The following is a 14018-nucleotide window of genomic DNA, read 5'->3' as shown; positions in this document are numbered from 1 at the left end:
TGAAAACGACTACGCGGCACTCGGAGACACTTCAACACTCGCAGATCCAACCGTCGTCAACGACCTGATCCAAAACAGAATGAATAGGGGGTAACGGCAATGAATGCGACAAGTACACCCACCCCTGCTGTTCTGATCCTGCTGGGCCCGCCGGGGGCTGGCAAGGGCACGCAGGCCCGAATGCTGGAACAGCGTTTTGGCATGGTTCAGCTCAGCACCGGCGATCTGCTTCGCGCCGCGGTGGCGGCAGGCACCGAGGCTGGCAAAGCTGCCAAAGCGGTAATGGAGGCGGGCGGTCTGGTGAGCGACGACATCGTTGTCGCTATCCTGCGTGACCGCCTTGCCGGGCCGGATTGCGCGAAAGGTGTGATTTTGGACGGGTTCCCACGTACCACGGTACAGGCCGAAGCACTGGACGGACTTCTTGCCAGCACCGGCCAAAAAATCAACGCCGCCATTAGTCTTGAGGTCGATGACGCCGCCATGGTGGACCGGATTTCAGGCCGGTTCACCTGCGGTCGTTGCGGCGAAGGGTATCACGATGCGTTCAAGCCGCCGATGCAGTCGGACATTTGTGACAACTGCGGCGGCACTGAGATGAAGCGGCGTGCCGACGACAACGCCGCAACCGTCAGTCAGCGGCTTGAGGCTTATCACGCTCAGACGGCTCCCCTGATCGCCTACTATGGCGGGCAGGACGTTTTGCGACGCATCGACGCCATGGGCGCGATTGATGCGATTGCCCAAGATCTTGCAGTCATCGCCAAACAGGCGACGGCGTAAGTGTCACCGCCCCGCCGCGAGACATCCGGTCGGGCACAGGAGGAAGAGGAGGACCGCAATGGCGGAAAAACACACCACGAGCGCAGGGGATCAGGCCTATTGGTCGGCCAACGTGCGCATCATTCTGATCAGTCTGGTCATCTGGGCGATCGTGCCCTTTGGCTTTGGTATTCTACTGCGTCCGGCCCTGTCGGGCATCATGATCGGCGGCAGTGATTTGGGCTTCTGGGTTGCTCAGCAAGGCAGCATTTTGGTGTTTCTGGCGCTGATCTTTTTTTACGCCTGGCGCATGAACAAGCTGGACCGTGAATTCGGCGTCGAGGAGGAATAAGAAACATGGATCAGTTTACCCTTAACCTGCTGTTTGTGGGCGCATCTTTCGCGCTCTATATCGGCATTGCGATCTGGGCTCGCGCCGGGTCGACCGCAGAATTCTATGCCGCCGGCCGCGGGGTTCACCCCGTCACCAACGGTATGGCCACCGCTGCTGACTGGATGTCTGCCGCCTCGTTCATCTCGATGGCGGGTCTGATTTCGTTCGTCGGCTATGACAACTCGACCTACCTGATGGGCTGGACCGGCGGCTATGTACTTCTGGCTTTGCTGCTGGCGCCATATCTGCGCAAGTTCGGCAAGTTCACCGTGCCGGAATTCATCGGCGACCGTTTCTATTCGAAAACCGCGCGCATGGTTGCCGTGATCTGTCTGGTGGTTGCATCGACCACCTATGTGATCGGTCAGATGACCGGCGTCGGCGTGGCCTTTGGCCGCTTTCTGGAAATCTCGAATGAAGCCGGTCTGCTGATCGGGGCCTGCGTCGTGTTTGCTTATGCCGTTTTCGGCGGCATGAAAGGCGTGACCTATACTCAGGTGGCACAGTACTGCGTGCTGATCATGGCCTATACCATCCCGGCGATCTTTATCTCGCTGCAACTGACGGGCAACCCGATTCCGGCGCTTGGCCTGTTTGGCGATCACCAGGCGTCTGGCACTTCGCTGTTGCTGAAGCTTGACCAGATCGTGACCGAGCTTGGATTCAGCAGCTACACCGGCCACCACGGGGATACGCTGAACATGGTTCTGTTCACGCTGTCGCTGATGATCGGTACCGCGGGTCTGCCGCATGTTATCATGCGCTTCTTCACAGTCCCCAAAGTGTCCGACGCGCGTTGGTCGGCTGGCTGGGCCTTGGTGTTCATCGCGCTGTTGTACCTGACGGCTCCGGCGGTTGGCGCCATGGCACGTCTGAACATCACCGAGCTGATGTGGCCGAATGGCACCAACGGCGACGCCGTGTCGATGGAAACCATCAAGTCGGATGAGAAATACGGCTGGATGGAAACCTGGGAAAAAACCGGCCTGCTGGGCTTTGAAGACAAGAACGGCGACGGCAAGATCCAGTACTATAACGACAAGAACCCCGCCATGCAGGCCAAGGCGGAAGCCAACGGCTGGCAGGGCAACGAGTTGACCAAGTTCAACCGGGATATCCTTGTTCTGGCCAACCCCGAAATTGCCAACCTGCCGGGTTGGGTGATCGGTCTGGTTGCGGCGGGTGGTCTTGCGGCGGCTTTGTCCACGGCGGCGGGCCTGTTGCTGGCGATCTCTTCGTCGGTCGCGCATGACTTGATCAAGGGTCAGCTTAACCCGAACATCTCGGAAAAGGGCGAGCTGATGTCGGCGCGTGTGTCGATGGCGGTGGCAATCGCTGTGGCGACCTATCTGGGTCTTAACCCCCCGGGTTTTGCGGCGCAGACGGTGGCCTTGGCCTTTGGTCTGGCGGCGGCGTCGATCTTCCCGGCGTTGATGATGGGGATCTTCTCGACCCGCATCAACAACAAGGGTGCCGTGGCAGGGATGCTGACCGGTCTGATCTTCACGCTGGTTTATATCTTCCTGCACAAGGGGTGGTTGTTCATTCCGGGCACCAACAGCTTTGCCGATACAGTTGATGGATCACTTCTGGGCATTCAGTCCACTGCCATCGGATCCGTTGGGGCCGCGCTGAACTTCATCGTTGCCTATGTCGTTTCCAACGCAACCGAGGACACGCCGCAAGAGATCAAAGAACTGGTCGAAAGCGTGCGTGTGCCGCGGGGCGCTGGAGCGGCTCAGGACCACTAAATCTCATCGGGGCGGGTGCGAAAACGTGCCCGCCCCTTGATCCTTTCCCTTCCGCCTGAAACGCTCGGGCGGAAGGCGGCGTTTAAATCACGCCGCATTTTATGCCTGACCGGAGGGGACAATGCCGACGCGCCTGCCTGATCTGCACAGATTTCTGTCGTCGGTGCATCCCTATGATGTGCTGCCGCCCCAGGCCCGCGATGCGCTGGCGGCAACGCTGCGTCTGCGCCGGGTCGCTGCGGGCGACCGCGTCTATACTCTGGGCGAGCCGCTCGAGGGGCTGTATCTCATCCACCACGGTCAGATCGAAATTCGCGATGCCAATGATGTGCCGGTGTCGCTGCTGGGGGTGCGCAACAGCTTCGGCGAACGCGGGCTGCTGCGCGACGGGCTGGCAGCGACCACCGCCACCGCAACCCAAGACAGCGATCTTCTGCTTCTGCCGACGCCTGCCTTCATTGCGCTGCGGGCCGAGCACGCTGCCGTGCGCCGATTCTTCGACCGCTCGCGCGCCGACAAACCGCGCAGCAATGACTTGAGTACGATCAAGGTCGAAACCCTGATGGCCCGCAATCCTGTCACCTGCGCGGCTGACGCGACCGTGCAACAGGCCGCACGGCTGATGCGCGATCACCGGATATCTTCGCTGTGCGTCACCGATGGGGCGTCGCTGATCGGCATCCTGACCATCCGCGACCTGTCAAACAAGGTGCTGGCCGATGCGCTGCCGCTGACCACGCCGGTGGCACGGCTGATGACCAAAGCGCCACTCACGCTTGGCCCGAGTGCCATTGGGTCGGACGTGCTGCACGCGATGATGGAGCAGCATATCGGCCACATCCCGGTGTGCGAGGGCGGCAAACTGGTGGGCATTGTCACCCAGACTGATCTGACCCGGTTTCAGGCTGTCTCCTCTGCCGAGCTTGTATCGGAAATTGCTCGCGCCAGTACGGCCGCGGATATGGCGCGGGTCACTGCGCGCATCCCGCGGCTGTTGGTGCAACTGGTCGCCGCAGGGAGCCGCCACGAGGTCGTGACGCGCCTGATCACCGACATTGCAGACACCACCACCCGCCGCCTGCTGACGCTGGCTGAGGCGCAGCTGGGCAAGCCGCCCGTGCCCTATCTCTGGCTCGCCTGCGGCAGTCAGGGACGGCAGGAGCAAACTGGCGTTTCGGATCAGGACAACTGCCTGTTCCTTGACGATGCGGTGACACAGGCCGACATGCCCTATTTCCATGCGCTGGCGAAATTCGTCAGTGATGGGCTGCACATCTGCGGCTATGTTTATTGTCCCGGTGACATGATGGCGACAAACCCGCGTTGGTGCCAACCGCTGCGCGTCTGGCGCGACTATTTCCGCAGCTGGATCGCCACACCGGACCCGATGGCGCAAATGTTGGCCAGCGTCATGTTCGACTTGCGTCCGATCGGCGGGAACGCAGAGCTGTTTGACGACCTGCAAGCAGCGACCCTCAAGGCTGCGAGTGGCAATTCGATCTTCGTCGCCCATATGCTCAGCAATTCGCTGAAGCACACGCCACCGCTGGGCCTGCTGCGCGGCTTTGCCACAATCCGGTCGGGCGAGCACAAAGATACACTTGATCTGAAACACAACGGTGTGGTGCCGGTGGTTGATTTGGGGCGGATCTATGCGTTGCAGGGGCGGCTTGAGGCCGTCAATACTCGTGCCCGGATCGAGGCGGCAAGCGGGGCAGGGGCGCTGAGCACGTCTGGTGGGCGTGATCTGCTCGATGCCTATGACCTGATCGCCGAAACCCGACTGTTGCATCAGGCGAACCAGGTCAAACGCGGCGCACCTCCGGATAACTTCATGCCGCTGGCCGAGCTGTCGGATTTCGAACGCAGCCATCTGCGCAACGCCTTTGTCGTGGTTAAAACTCTGCAATCGGCTGCGGGGCATGGGCGGGGCATGATAGGCTAGCATCTGCCACTGTAATAAATGTCGCCATTCAGGCGGCAGGAGGAGGAGGGAAAATGTTTCTGGAACTGATTGCGACCTTTATCGCAGGCGTGGCCGGGGCTGGTATCGTCATGCTGTTGAACAAAGGCCTGAGCGGGCGTTTGCCGCGCTGGCTGGTGCCGGTGGGCGCCGGTGCCGCAATGATCGCAGCAACAATCTCGAATGAATACAGCTGGTATGGCCGCACAACCGCCAACCTGCCGGGCGGTATCGTGGTCGCCCAAACCGTCGAGAGCAAAGCGATTTATCGCCCCTGGACCTATGCCTGGCCCTTTGTCGAGCGGTTCATGGCGGTCGATCTGGCCAGCCTGCGTAGCAACCCTTCGGTGCCCGGTCAGCGCATTGTGGACTTGCTGTTTTTTGGCCGCTGGGCCCCGGTGAACAAGTTGCCTGTTCTGATCGATTGCGCGGGGCAGCGACAGGCACAGCTTATTGATGGTGCCGAGTTTGACGCGACCGGTGCTGTCACCGATGCCGATTGGGCTCCGGTCGCGGCTGACAACCCCGCGTTCAAGATTGTCTGCGAGGCCACTTGATGCTGGCCCGGCTCAGCCTTCGCCTGCGGGTCTTTCTGTTCTTTGCCTTTCTGGGGCTGGGGGCCGTGGCCATTGTGCTGGGCGCGCTGGGGGTCGGGTATGGTCGGGCGCAGTCGGGGGATATGACTTCGGCCTTTGTCTTTGTGGCTGTCTTGTCGGTGTTCGGGGTGCTGGGACTGACGGCTGGCGTCTGGCTGTTGTTCGATGAAAACCTTGCCAAGCCGATTGAACGGCTGGCCGCCGACATGCGGGTGCGTGCCCATACTGACGGCGCGACGGCCATCGATATGCAGGCGACGCGCTATCTGGGCGATCTGGCCCCGGCAGCCGACGCCGTGGGCCGCCAGTTGAGCGAAAGTGCCACCTCCACTGCCGCGACCGTGGCCAGTGAAACCGCCCGGCTTGCGCTTGAGCGTGACCGACTGACGGCCCTTCTGACGGATATTCCGGTGGCCATCATCCTGATCAGCCCGGCGCATCGTATTGTGCTTTACGATGGGCAGGCGGCGGCGGTGTTGGCGCAGGTCCACACCCCGCGCCTGAATGCCTCGATCTTCGACTATTTCGATCCGACTGAAGTCGAGCGCGCTTGGGCCAGTGCCGTACGCTTTGGCCGCGAGATCAGCTTCACAATGTCGGGGGCCGATGGGCAGCAGACCTATACCGCGCGGATGAAGCCGCTGGAAAATGGCGCGGGCTACATGTTGATGATCGACGAGGCCGCAGCGATGATTTCACCCGAGACCGCCCGGCCTCTGATCTATGATTTCGACCTGCTCGAACAGGCCTCTGGCACCTCGGCGGACGACAAGCTTCTGTCGGATCTCGTCTTCGCCGTATTCGACACAGAAACCACCGGGCTGCTGCCGCACAAGGACGAAGTCGTTCAAATCGGCGCAGTACGGATCGTTCGGGGTCGTATTGTTGCGGGTGAGAAGGTCGACATGCTGGTCGATCCACAAATTCCGATCCCGGTCGTGTCTACCAAAGTACACGGGATCACGCAGGCGATGGTTCAGGGGGCACCGACGATCGACGTGGCGGCGCGGCGATTTCACCAATTTGCGCAGGATGCTGTGATCGTCGCACACAACGCGCCGTTCGACATGGCTTTTCTGCATCGGCACAGTAAGCGGATGGGGCTGAGTTGGGATCATCCGATTCTGGATACGGTTCTGGTGTCGGCTGTGCTGTTTGGGGCCAGCCAGACCCACACGCTGGATGCGTTGTGCGACAGGCTGGGCGTGACCATCCCCGCCGCGCAGCGCCACACGGCGATGGGCGATGCGCGTGCCACCGCCGAGGTCCTGTGCAAGATGTTGCCAATGCTGGAGGCGCGCGGGATTGGAACCTTTGGCGGCATCCTGACCGAAATGCGTCGCCATGGTCGGCTACTGGAAGACCTCAACTGACAATGTCTGCGGAATGCTATAGTTCTGTGCCAATCCTGCCGCAATTTTAGGCCATACTCTGCCGTATCCTAGGAACGAGCAGGAGTGCATACCCCGATGTTACAGCCAGCTATGAAGCCGCCACTTGACCCGTCGCAGGCGCTGGCGCGCCATATGCGGCTGTTTGAACTGATCCGCCAACAAAACCTTGGCACCATCCGCGAGGGGACCGGTCGCGATATGCCGCTGCCCGTTGCCACCGCTGATTTGTTGGCGCGGTCAGCAGTTCAGTCCTTGCGCCCGGTGGCAGGTCTTGCCGCCGCTGGCCGGGCGATCCTGTAGTCAGGCGTCGTCGCCGCGAAATCCTGTGGCGACCACAAATTTTTCCGAACTGTCCGAGCGCGACGCCGGCGGCTTGACGTTCATCACCTTGGTGAATTTCAGCTTGAGCAGCTTTTGAAGATCGCCCTCGGCACCACCGGCCAGAACCTTGGCGACGAATGTGCCACCGTCCTCCAGCACATCAAAGGCGAAGTAGGCCGCCGCCTCGCAAAGCGAGATGATGCGCAAATGGTCGGTCTGTTTGTGCCCTGACGACGACGCCGCCATGTCGGACATTACCACATCGGCCTTGCCGCCCAGCCATTCCTTGACCTGTTCATCGGCGCCTTCGTCCATGAAATCCAGTTGGTGAATTTCGCAGCCTGCAATCGGCTCAACCTCTTGCAGATCGACGCCAAGAATGGTGCCGATTTTCTTGCCCGGCTTTTCGCCCAACGCGTTGACCCGTTTGACCGCCACCTGGCACCAGCCGCCGGGGGCACAGCCCAGATCGACGATGCGCGCACCGGGGACCAGAAACCGGAACTTCTCGTCTAGCTCGAGGATCTTGAAGGCCGCACGTCCGCGATAGCCTTCGATCTTGGCGCGTTTGACATAGGGGTCATTCAGTTGCCGCTGCAGCCAGCGGGTCGAGCTGAGCTTGCGCCCACGGGCAGATTTCACCTGAACCTTGAGGTCGCGCTGTCCGCGGCCCGAGATATTCTTGCCCGAAGGCGTTTTCCCCGAAGGGGTTTTGCCGGAGGAGGGTTTGTCGTTCATCAGAAAGGTCCGTCTTCGAGAACGCCATCAGCGCTCATTTGTGCATATAAAAGCCCTTCGCGCAGGCCACGGTCCGCCACAGACAAGCGATCTGTGGGCCAGCAGCGCAACAAGGCCTGAAGAATGGCCGCGCCCGACATGATCAGCGTTTGCCGGTCCTGTCCAATGCGCGGGTCGCGGCGGCGTCCGGCGGGGCCAAGATTCAAATACCCCCGGATCACCTTGTCAATTTGATCCGAGGTCATCCGCAGCCCGTCCACCTTCGTCCGGTCATACCGTTTCAGCCCCAGATGCGAGGCCGCCACAGTGGTCACGGTGCCGCTGGTGCCGACAATCTGGAACCCCTCGCGGGTCTGTTCGTCCTTGTACGGCGTGAACTCGGCCAGGTTTTCCTCGAAAAACCAACTCATCAGCGCAAACCGGGCAGCGTCATCCTCAACATCGTTGAACTGATCGCGCAATGTCGCCACCCCCAAGGGCACCGAGATCCAGTCCACGACCTTGGCTGCGGGAAACGGGCTTTCGGCGGGGTGAAACCCGGCATGCAGCCGCATGATCGCGCGCGGGCGCTCGCGGTTCGGCACCGAAGTCAGGTCGATCCACACCAGCTCGGTCGAGCCGCCACCAATATCAACCACCAACAGTTGTTCGGTTCTTGTGCTGACCAAGGGCGCACAGGAAATCACCGCCAGCCGAGCTTCTTCCTCGGGTTGGATGATCTCAAGCTGTAACCCGGTTTCACGCCGAACCTGCCGAATGAAATCGCCGGCATTTTCGGCCCGTCTGCACGCTTCTGTTGCCACCAGACGCATCCGCTGCACCTTGTGCCGCTTCAGCTTTTGCTGACAGATGCGCAGCGCCTGAATGGTACGACCCATCGACGCCCGACCCAATAGGCCCGTGCTTTCCAAACCCGATCCAAGCTGGACGGATTTAGAGAAACTGTCCACCACATGAAACTGGCTGCCCTTGGGTTGGGCAATCAGCATGCGGCAGCTATTAGTGCCCAGATCCAGCGCGGCATACAGTTCGGCTGGGTCCGGTGTATTGGGCGCGGGGCTCTCAACCGGTTTCGGGAACGCGCCCGCACCTTTGGGACGCTTGGGCGTCATCAGTCACGCCCTCCATTTTCGAGTTACCCACAAGGTAGTGGTAACTGGGCGCCCGTGCAAGCGTTGCCGCTGCGCTCATGTTGATGATGAGGATTTTTCCAATCAGCCCCCATAGCCCTTAGGGCGGGTCAACCGATACAAGCGGATACTGGGAATTGGTCGCTGGATGTGGCCGAGTTGTCGAAATCCGCCCATATGTCGCAAACGGGCTGGATTAGAGATGGACTGAGCGATCAAAGGGAATCATCGAATGCCTGACGTGACTATCGTGTATTGGCGGGACATTCCCGCGCAGGTGATCGTCGGCAAAGGCCGTCGTGGCGCCAAAAAGCAACTGCACGAGCGGTTTGAGCAGGCAATCGACCGCGCTGCCATGAAAACAGGCGCCGCCGACACCGATGACTATCTGGCGGAATGGCGCAAAGCTGCGCCCTATGTCGTTGATGGTGACCAATCCGAGATCGTTCTGGCCGAAGCCGCAAAGCTGGAGGCCGAATACGATCAGGACCGCCTAAAGACCCTGATCGCCAATGATGGGTGGGCGGCGTCTGAATGACCCCGCGCACCGCTGCTTTATGGGAGGCCATGATGGCTCTGCTGAATTTCCGCAAACGCGACGACATGGTGAAACCCGCAAGTGCTCAGGTCGAGGCTTTCCTGAATGGCTATTCGATCGAGGTGATGCCGCGCACCGCTGAAAAGGTTGATAACTTTCGCGATCTGCTGCCTGCGGGCACCCGCGTCTATATCGCCCATATCGACGGCACCCCGATCGAGGACATGGTCGCCACGGCCAAGCGCCTGGCCGCTGATGGCTTTACAGTGATGCCGCATTTCCCGGCGCGGATCATCAAGGATAAGACCACGCTGGCGGACTGGATCGCGCGGTATCAGGGCGAGGCGGATGTGAAACAGGCGCTGCTGCTGGCCGGAGGCGTGGCACAGCCGGTCGGCGAATTTCATTGCTCGATGCAACTGATGGAAACTGGCCTGTTCGACAAAGCCGGGTTCACGCGCCTGCACGTGGCGGGCCACCCAGAGGGCAACCGCGATATTGATGCTGACGGCGGTGATACGTTGGTGATGGAGGCGCTGCGCTGGAAGCAGGCATTTTCTGCCACGACAGATGCGCAGATGGCACTGGCCACGCAGTTCTGCTTCGATGCGAAGCCGATCATCAAATGGGCCGACGGCCTTGCGGCGGCAGGCATCGACCTGCCGATTCACATCGGCATTGCTGGGCCAGCCAAACTGCAAACGCTAATCAAATTTGCCATCGCCTGCGGTGTTGGTCCCTCGCTGAACGTGCTGAAAAAGCGCGCGATGGACGTGTCCAAGCTGCTGCTGCCGTATGAACCCACCGATGTGGTTGCTGAACTGGCCGCACACAAAGCCGCCAACCTGGCCTTTAACATCGAAAGCGTGCATTTCTTTCCTCTTGGCGGTATCAAGACCAACGCCGCCTGGGCCACCCAACATGGCGGCGCTTCAGGCGTTCCGGCCAGCCAACAAGGATAATTCATGACCCGCACCATCGTTGAATCGAAAACCAAAACCGCCATCATCGGCTTTGACCAACCGTTCTGCGTGATCGGCGAGCGGATCAACCCGACCGGCCGCAAGAAGCTTGCTGCCGAGCTTGAGATGGGTGATTTTTCCACTGTAGAAAAAGACGCGATCGCCCAGGTTGCAGCCGGGGCCACGGTGCTGGATATTAACTCGGGCGCGGTTTTTTCCAACAAGATGGGTGAAGACCCGCGCTATGCCGACAACAACTTTGTCGAGCCGCCGCTGATGAAAGAGCTGATTGAGCGGGTGCAAGCCATCGTTGACGTGCCTTTGTGCATCGACAGCTCGGTTCCCGGTGCGCTTCAGGCCGGGCTTGAGGCCTGCGAAGGCCGCCCGTTGCTGAACTCGGTGACAGGCGAAGAAGAGCGGTTGGAGCTGGTCTTGCCGCTGGTCAAGAAATACAACGTGCCGGTTGTGGCCATCTCCAACGACGATACCGGTATCTCCGAAGACCCCGACGTGCGTTTTGAAGTGGCGAAAAAGATCGTTCAGCGCGCCGCCGATTTCGGCATTCCCGCGCATGACATCGTGGTTGATCCGCTGGTCATGCCGATCGGTGCAATGGGCACTGCGGGCTTGCAGGTCTTCGCACTGGTGCGCCGTCTGCGCGAAGAGCTGGGCGTGAATACCACCTGTGGCGCGTCGAACATCAGCTTCGGCCTGCCAAACCGTCACGGTATCAACAATGCGTTCCTGCCGATGGCGATGACCGCAGGCATGACCTCGGCCATCATGAACCCGGTAGCCCTGCCGGTGCCGATGGCCAAGATCGAAGAGCGCAAGCTGGAGCTTGCCGCCGCCGGGATCATCCTGCCCGACGACATCGATCTGGAACTGTTTTGCCAGCTAACCGGGTTGGGCAGCACCAAACCCCGCGCAGGCAAGGAAATGGAGGCGATCCGGGCAGCCAATTTCCTGACCGACAATGATGCATCGGGGGCCGAATGGATCCGCTTCAACCGCGCGCCTGCCAAGCCGGGCGAAGAGGGCGGTCGTGGTGGTCGCGCCGGGGGGCGTCGTCGTCGCGGCTGACCAACCTGTCGGTGTGACAAAAGGCCGTGCATCTGCGCGGCCTTTTTCTTTGTCTGCCCCCGCGATAGAAAGAGACAGGGCAGGGAGGACGTACATGACAGCGTTGGTGGGCGATATCGGAGGCACCAATACGCGGCTTGCGCTTGCGCAGGATGGCCACCTGCTTGGCAACAGTATGCGGGTGATGGCCAATCGCGACCATGCGGATTTCTCGTCAATGCTGACGGGCTACCTGCGCGCGCTTGATCTTTCATCGGTGTCGGCCGTCTGTTTGGGCGCTGCAGGCCCGGTTCAGGACGGTGCCGTACAATTGACCAATGCCCCGTGGCGGATAGAATCTGCTGCGGTAACCGCGCTGACAGGAGCATCAAACACCATCCTTCTCAACGACCTGCAGGCCATGGCTCATGCGCTTCATGGTTTGGGTGGGCAAGACCAACACACCATTCTGGCTGGCGCAAAAAACGTGCCCACAGCCGCCCCGCGCCTGATCGTGGCCCCCGGCACCGGCATTAACGCCGCAGTGGCTCATATGACCAGGACTGGCGTGTTTGTTCCGCCCTCAGAAAGCGGGCATGTTGCGCTGTCGGCTCACGACAGCATCGACCTGGCGTTTTGCGACTTCGCCCGTGCTGAGCTGGGCCATTGCCCGGTCGAAGCCGCACTTTGCGGTCCGGGGTTGGAGCGGCTGTATCGCTTCTTTGGCGGCAAAGACGCGGCCAAAGCGCCCGCGATCCTTGGCAACTTTGAGACCGGGCAAGACCTTGCAGCGACCCGCGCTGTTGATCTGTTTGGCCGATATCTGGGGCGCTACTGCGCCGATCTATCGCTGATCCATCTGCCCTTTGGGGGGATTTTTCTGGCCGGGGGCGTTGGGCGCGCCATCGCCTCGATCCTGCACCGCACGGGGTTTGCCACATCTTTCCATCGCGGCGGGCCATATGCCTCGATCCACAAGTCGATCACGATTTCCGAAGTGACAGTGCCACAATTGGCGTTGCTGGGCTGTGCCCAACGGTTGATGCAGTCCTAGAGCAGATCCAGATCCCGACCGATCATCGCCGCATGGGTACGATTACGCGCATTCAACTTGCGGCATAGCGTTTTGACGTGCAGCTTGATTGTGACCTCCTGCACTTCCAGATCGCGGGCAATTTCTTTGTTGGCTTTGCCCTCGCAAATCCCCCGCAACACATCCAGCTCGCGCGGTGTCAGGTGCAGGTTCTTGCGATTCTTCTGATCGGATTCGAGAAATTGTTGCGGCGCATAGGTGCCACCATTTAGCAAATGCCGCACGGCTGTGATAAGCGTTTCAGGTGCCATTGTTTTTGGCAGAAACCCCGCAGCCCCCGCCGCAAGTGCCCGGCGCGCGGTGTCGGGCGAGGCGGTGCCGGACAGCAGAGCCACCGGATTGGGGGCATTTGCGTCAATTGCCCTGTGCACCCCCTCGGGCAGGCTCATTCCGGGCATTGTGTAATCAAGCAGCACCAGATCAACCGGCCCGGTTGACGCCAGGCGCACCAATGCATCCTCCAGATCAGCCGACTGAATGACTTCAAGCTGTCCAGCTTCGGCGAGATATGCAGCGATGGTTTCGCGCACAAGTTCATGGTCGTCTGCGATAAGAAGTCTGGTCATGGCAACCGCTCAATAAATCAGCACATGGGGAAGAGACAAACCGAAAGTGGGTCGCAAGGTTAGAAGATTGCAAATATTCGACCGCTCGGGCGCCCCGAACACATCTTATGTAACCTATACGGAGGGATAGGGCTATGGACCTGTTTGTCCGGTTTCGACCATAGTGCGCTCGTAGTGATCGGGGGCGGTGATATGGTAAAGCTGTGGACAATACTGGCATGCTTTACGGCATTGTTGGCATGGTCAGGGGGGGCAGGGGCGACGGATCGGCAAGCGGAGCCGTGCCCGACGGCTCTAGATGTGGTGTTACAGGTCACCTTCGAAGACGGAAGCGCACGTGCCGCACGCGCGCTCACGATGGCGGATCTGATGGCCTTGCCCCGCTCTGGATTTTTCACCACGACAATCTGGTCCGAGGGCACGCAGCATTTTCAGGGCGTGTGGTTGAAGGATTTGCTCGGCGCTCTGGACGTGACGGAGGGTGTTCTTACGCTGAGCGCCTTGAACGAATATCTGATCGACATTCCGGTGGCCGAAGTGGATGAAAGCGACGCGCTTATTGCGTATGAACGCAATGGAGCCCCGATGTCTGCACGGGACAAGGGGCCGCTCTGGATGGTCTTCCCGTACGACAGGGATTTGAGGTTTCAAACGGAAACCGTCTTCGCTCTGAGTGTTTGGCAGATGGATCGCATCGAAGTCGGCCGCTGAGTCGATCCAAGGCCGGGTATCCCCGCACACTCACCGC

Annotated in this window: 15 protein-coding genes; 12 read left to right on the top strand and 3 right to left on the bottom strand. The window is 60.4% G+C overall.

The genetic code is table 11. The features are described 5' to 3' along the window. Positions 1–99 precede the first annotated feature (99 nt). From BSF79_RS16090 to BSF79_RS16060, 7 genes are all read left to right on the top strand, one after another. A complete protein-coding gene (locus BSF79_RS16090; RefSeq protein ID WP_090270839.1) occupies positions 100–783 on the top strand; it encodes an adenylate kinase in 684 nt (227 codons plus the stop codon). Between the two features lie 58 nt (positions 784–841). Further along, on the top strand, positions 842–1114 hold the full coding sequence (locus tag BSF79_RS16085; protein ID WP_090270838.1) for a DUF4212 domain-containing protein: 273 nt from the start codon (positions 842–844) through the stop codon (positions 1112–1114). 5 nt (positions 1115–1119) lie between these two features. Beyond that, complete coding sequence (locus tag BSF79_RS16080) at positions 1120–2907, top strand: sodium:solute symporter family protein (protein WP_090270837.1); 1788 nt, start codon at positions 1120–1122, stop codon at positions 2905–2907. A gap of 121 nt (positions 2908–3028) precedes the next feature. After that, the gene (locus BSF79_RS16075; protein WP_090270836.1) at positions 3029–4852 is read left to right on the top strand and encodes a DUF294 nucleotidyltransferase-like domain-containing protein; all 1824 of its coding nucleotides are present in this window, start codon (positions 3029–3031) and stop codon (positions 4850–4852) included. A 53-nt stretch (positions 4853–4905) separates the two neighbouring features. Next, positions 4906–5427 (top strand): hypothetical protein, encoded by a 522-nt coding sequence (locus BSF79_RS16070; protein WP_090270835.1) that lies wholly within the window; start codon positions 4906–4908, stop codon positions 5425–5427. After that, on the top strand, positions 5427–6839 hold the full coding sequence (locus BSF79_RS16065; protein ID WP_090270834.1) for a 3'-5' exonuclease: 1413 nt from the start codon (positions 5427–5429) through the stop codon (positions 6837–6839). The genes BSF79_RS16070 and BSF79_RS16065 overlap by 1 nt, the downstream gene beginning before the upstream one ends. 96 nt (positions 6840–6935) lie before the next feature. After that, positions 6936–7160, top strand: coding sequence for a hypothetical protein (locus BSF79_RS16060; protein WP_139246470.1), 225 nt, complete (start codon positions 6936–6938; stop codon positions 7158–7160). Here BSF79_RS16060 and BSF79_RS16055 read toward each other — a convergent pair whose 3' ends face one another. After that, a complete protein-coding gene (locus BSF79_RS16055; RefSeq protein ID WP_090270832.1) occupies positions 7161–7919 on the bottom strand; it encodes an RlmE family RNA methyltransferase in 759 nt (252 codons plus the stop codon). It abuts the gene before it with no gap. Beyond that, positions 7919–9031: a Ppx/GppA phosphatase family protein gene (locus BSF79_RS16050; protein WP_090270831.1), complete on the bottom strand. Its 1113-nt coding sequence runs from the start codon at positions 9029–9031 to the stop codon at positions 7919–7921. Before BSF79_RS16050 ends, BSF79_RS16055 begins: the two co-directional genes overlap by 1 nt. A 250-nt stretch (positions 9032–9281) precedes the next feature. Between BSF79_RS16050 and BSF79_RS16045 the strand changes: the two genes are divergently transcribed. From BSF79_RS16045 to BSF79_RS16030, 4 genes are all read left to right on the top strand, one after another. Beyond that, complete coding sequence (locus BSF79_RS16045; protein WP_090270830.1) at positions 9282–9587, top strand: virulence factor; 306 nt, start codon at positions 9282–9284, stop codon at positions 9585–9587. Between the two features lie 32 nt (positions 9588–9619). Next, positions 9620–10549: a methylenetetrahydrofolate reductase gene (locus BSF79_RS16040; RefSeq protein ID WP_090270853.1), complete on the top strand. Its 930-nt coding sequence runs from the start codon at positions 9620–9622 to the stop codon at positions 10547–10549. 3 nt (positions 10550–10552) lie between these two features. After that, a complete protein-coding gene (locus BSF79_RS16035; RefSeq protein WP_090270829.1) occupies positions 10553–11632 on the top strand; it encodes a methyltetrahydrofolate cobalamin methyltransferase in 1080 nt (359 codons plus the stop codon). Positions 11633–11726: 94 nt separating this feature from the next. Continuing rightward, positions 11727–12665, top strand: coding sequence for a glucokinase (locus BSF79_RS16030; RefSeq protein WP_175545357.1), 939 nt, complete (start codon positions 11727–11729; stop codon positions 12663–12665). Here the strand turns inward: BSF79_RS16030 and BSF79_RS16025 are convergent. Beyond that, positions 12662–13270, bottom strand: coding sequence for a response regulator transcription factor (locus BSF79_RS16025; protein ID WP_090270827.1), 609 nt, complete (start codon positions 13268–13270; stop codon positions 12662–12664). The two genes, BSF79_RS16030 and BSF79_RS16025, sit on opposite strands and share 4 nt — an antisense overlap. A gap of 192 nt (positions 13271–13462) precedes the next feature. Between BSF79_RS16025 and BSF79_RS16020 the strand changes: the two genes are divergently transcribed. Then, a complete protein-coding gene (locus BSF79_RS16020; protein WP_139246469.1) occupies positions 13463–13981 on the top strand; it encodes a putative pterin-binding protein in 519 nt (172 codons plus the stop codon). The last annotated feature ends 37 nt before the right edge of the window (positions 13982–14018 follow it).

The organism is Thalassovita taeanensis, from assembly GCF_900110775.1.
Lineage (GTDB): Bacteria > Pseudomonadota > Alphaproteobacteria > Rhodobacterales > Rhodobacteraceae > Litorimicrobium > Litorimicrobium taeanense.
The sequence above is the reverse complement of the archived record's forward strand: the minus strand, read 5'-3'. Positions and strand labels throughout refer to the sequence as shown.

What these genes read in the sequence shown, in the direction of transcription:
- BSF79_RS16090 (WP_090270839.1), top strand. Translation starts at nt 100, where the DNA reads ATGAATGCGACAAGTACACCCACCCCTGCTGTTCTGATCCTGCTGGGC.
- BSF79_RS16085 (WP_090270838.1), top strand. Translation starts at nt 842, where the DNA reads ATGGCGGAAAAACACACCACGAGCGCAGGGGATCAGGCCTATTGGTCG.
- BSF79_RS16080 (WP_090270837.1), top strand. Translation starts at nt 1,120, where the DNA reads ATGGATCAGTTTACCCTTAACCTGCTGTTTGTGGGCGCATCTTTCGCG.
- BSF79_RS16075 (WP_090270836.1), top strand. Translation starts at nt 3,029, where the DNA reads ATGCCGACGCGCCTGCCTGATCTGCACAGATTTCTGTCGTCGGTGCAT.
- BSF79_RS16070 (WP_090270835.1), top strand. Translation starts at nt 4,906, where the DNA reads ATGTTTCTGGAACTGATTGCGACCTTTATCGCAGGCGTGGCCGGGGCT.
- BSF79_RS16065 (WP_090270834.1), top strand. Translation starts at nt 5,427, where the DNA reads ATGCTGGCCCGGCTCAGCCTTCGCCTGCGGGTCTTTCTGTTCTTTGCC.
- BSF79_RS16060 (WP_139246470.1), top strand. Translation starts at nt 6,936, where the DNA reads ATGTTACAGCCAGCTATGAAGCCGCCACTTGACCCGTCGCAGGCGCTG.
- BSF79_RS16055 (WP_090270832.1), bottom strand. Translation starts at nt 7,919, where the DNA reads ATGAACGACAAACCCTCCTCCGGCAAAACCCCTTCGGGGAAAACGCCT.
- BSF79_RS16050 (WP_090270831.1), bottom strand. Translation starts at nt 9,031, where the DNA reads ATGACGCCCAAGCGTCCCAAAGGTGCGGGCGCGTTCCCGAAACCGGTT.
- BSF79_RS16045 (WP_090270830.1), top strand. Translation starts at nt 9,282, where the DNA reads ATGCCTGACGTGACTATCGTGTATTGGCGGGACATTCCCGCGCAGGTG.
- BSF79_RS16040 (WP_090270853.1), top strand. Translation starts at nt 9,620, where the DNA reads ATGGCTCTGCTGAATTTCCGCAAACGCGACGACATGGTGAAACCCGCA.
- BSF79_RS16035 (WP_090270829.1), top strand. Translation starts at nt 10,553, where the DNA reads ATGACCCGCACCATCGTTGAATCGAAAACCAAAACCGCCATCATCGGC.
- BSF79_RS16030 (WP_175545357.1), top strand. Translation starts at nt 11,727, where the DNA reads ATGACAGCGTTGGTGGGCGATATCGGAGGCACCAATACGCGGCTTGCG.
- BSF79_RS16025 (WP_090270827.1), bottom strand. Translation starts at nt 13,270, where the DNA reads ATGACCAGACTTCTTATCGCAGACGACCATGAACTTGTGCGCGAAACC.
- BSF79_RS16020 (WP_139246469.1), top strand. Translation starts at nt 13,463, where the DNA reads ATGGTAAAGCTGTGGACAATACTGGCATGCTTTACGGCATTGTTGGCA.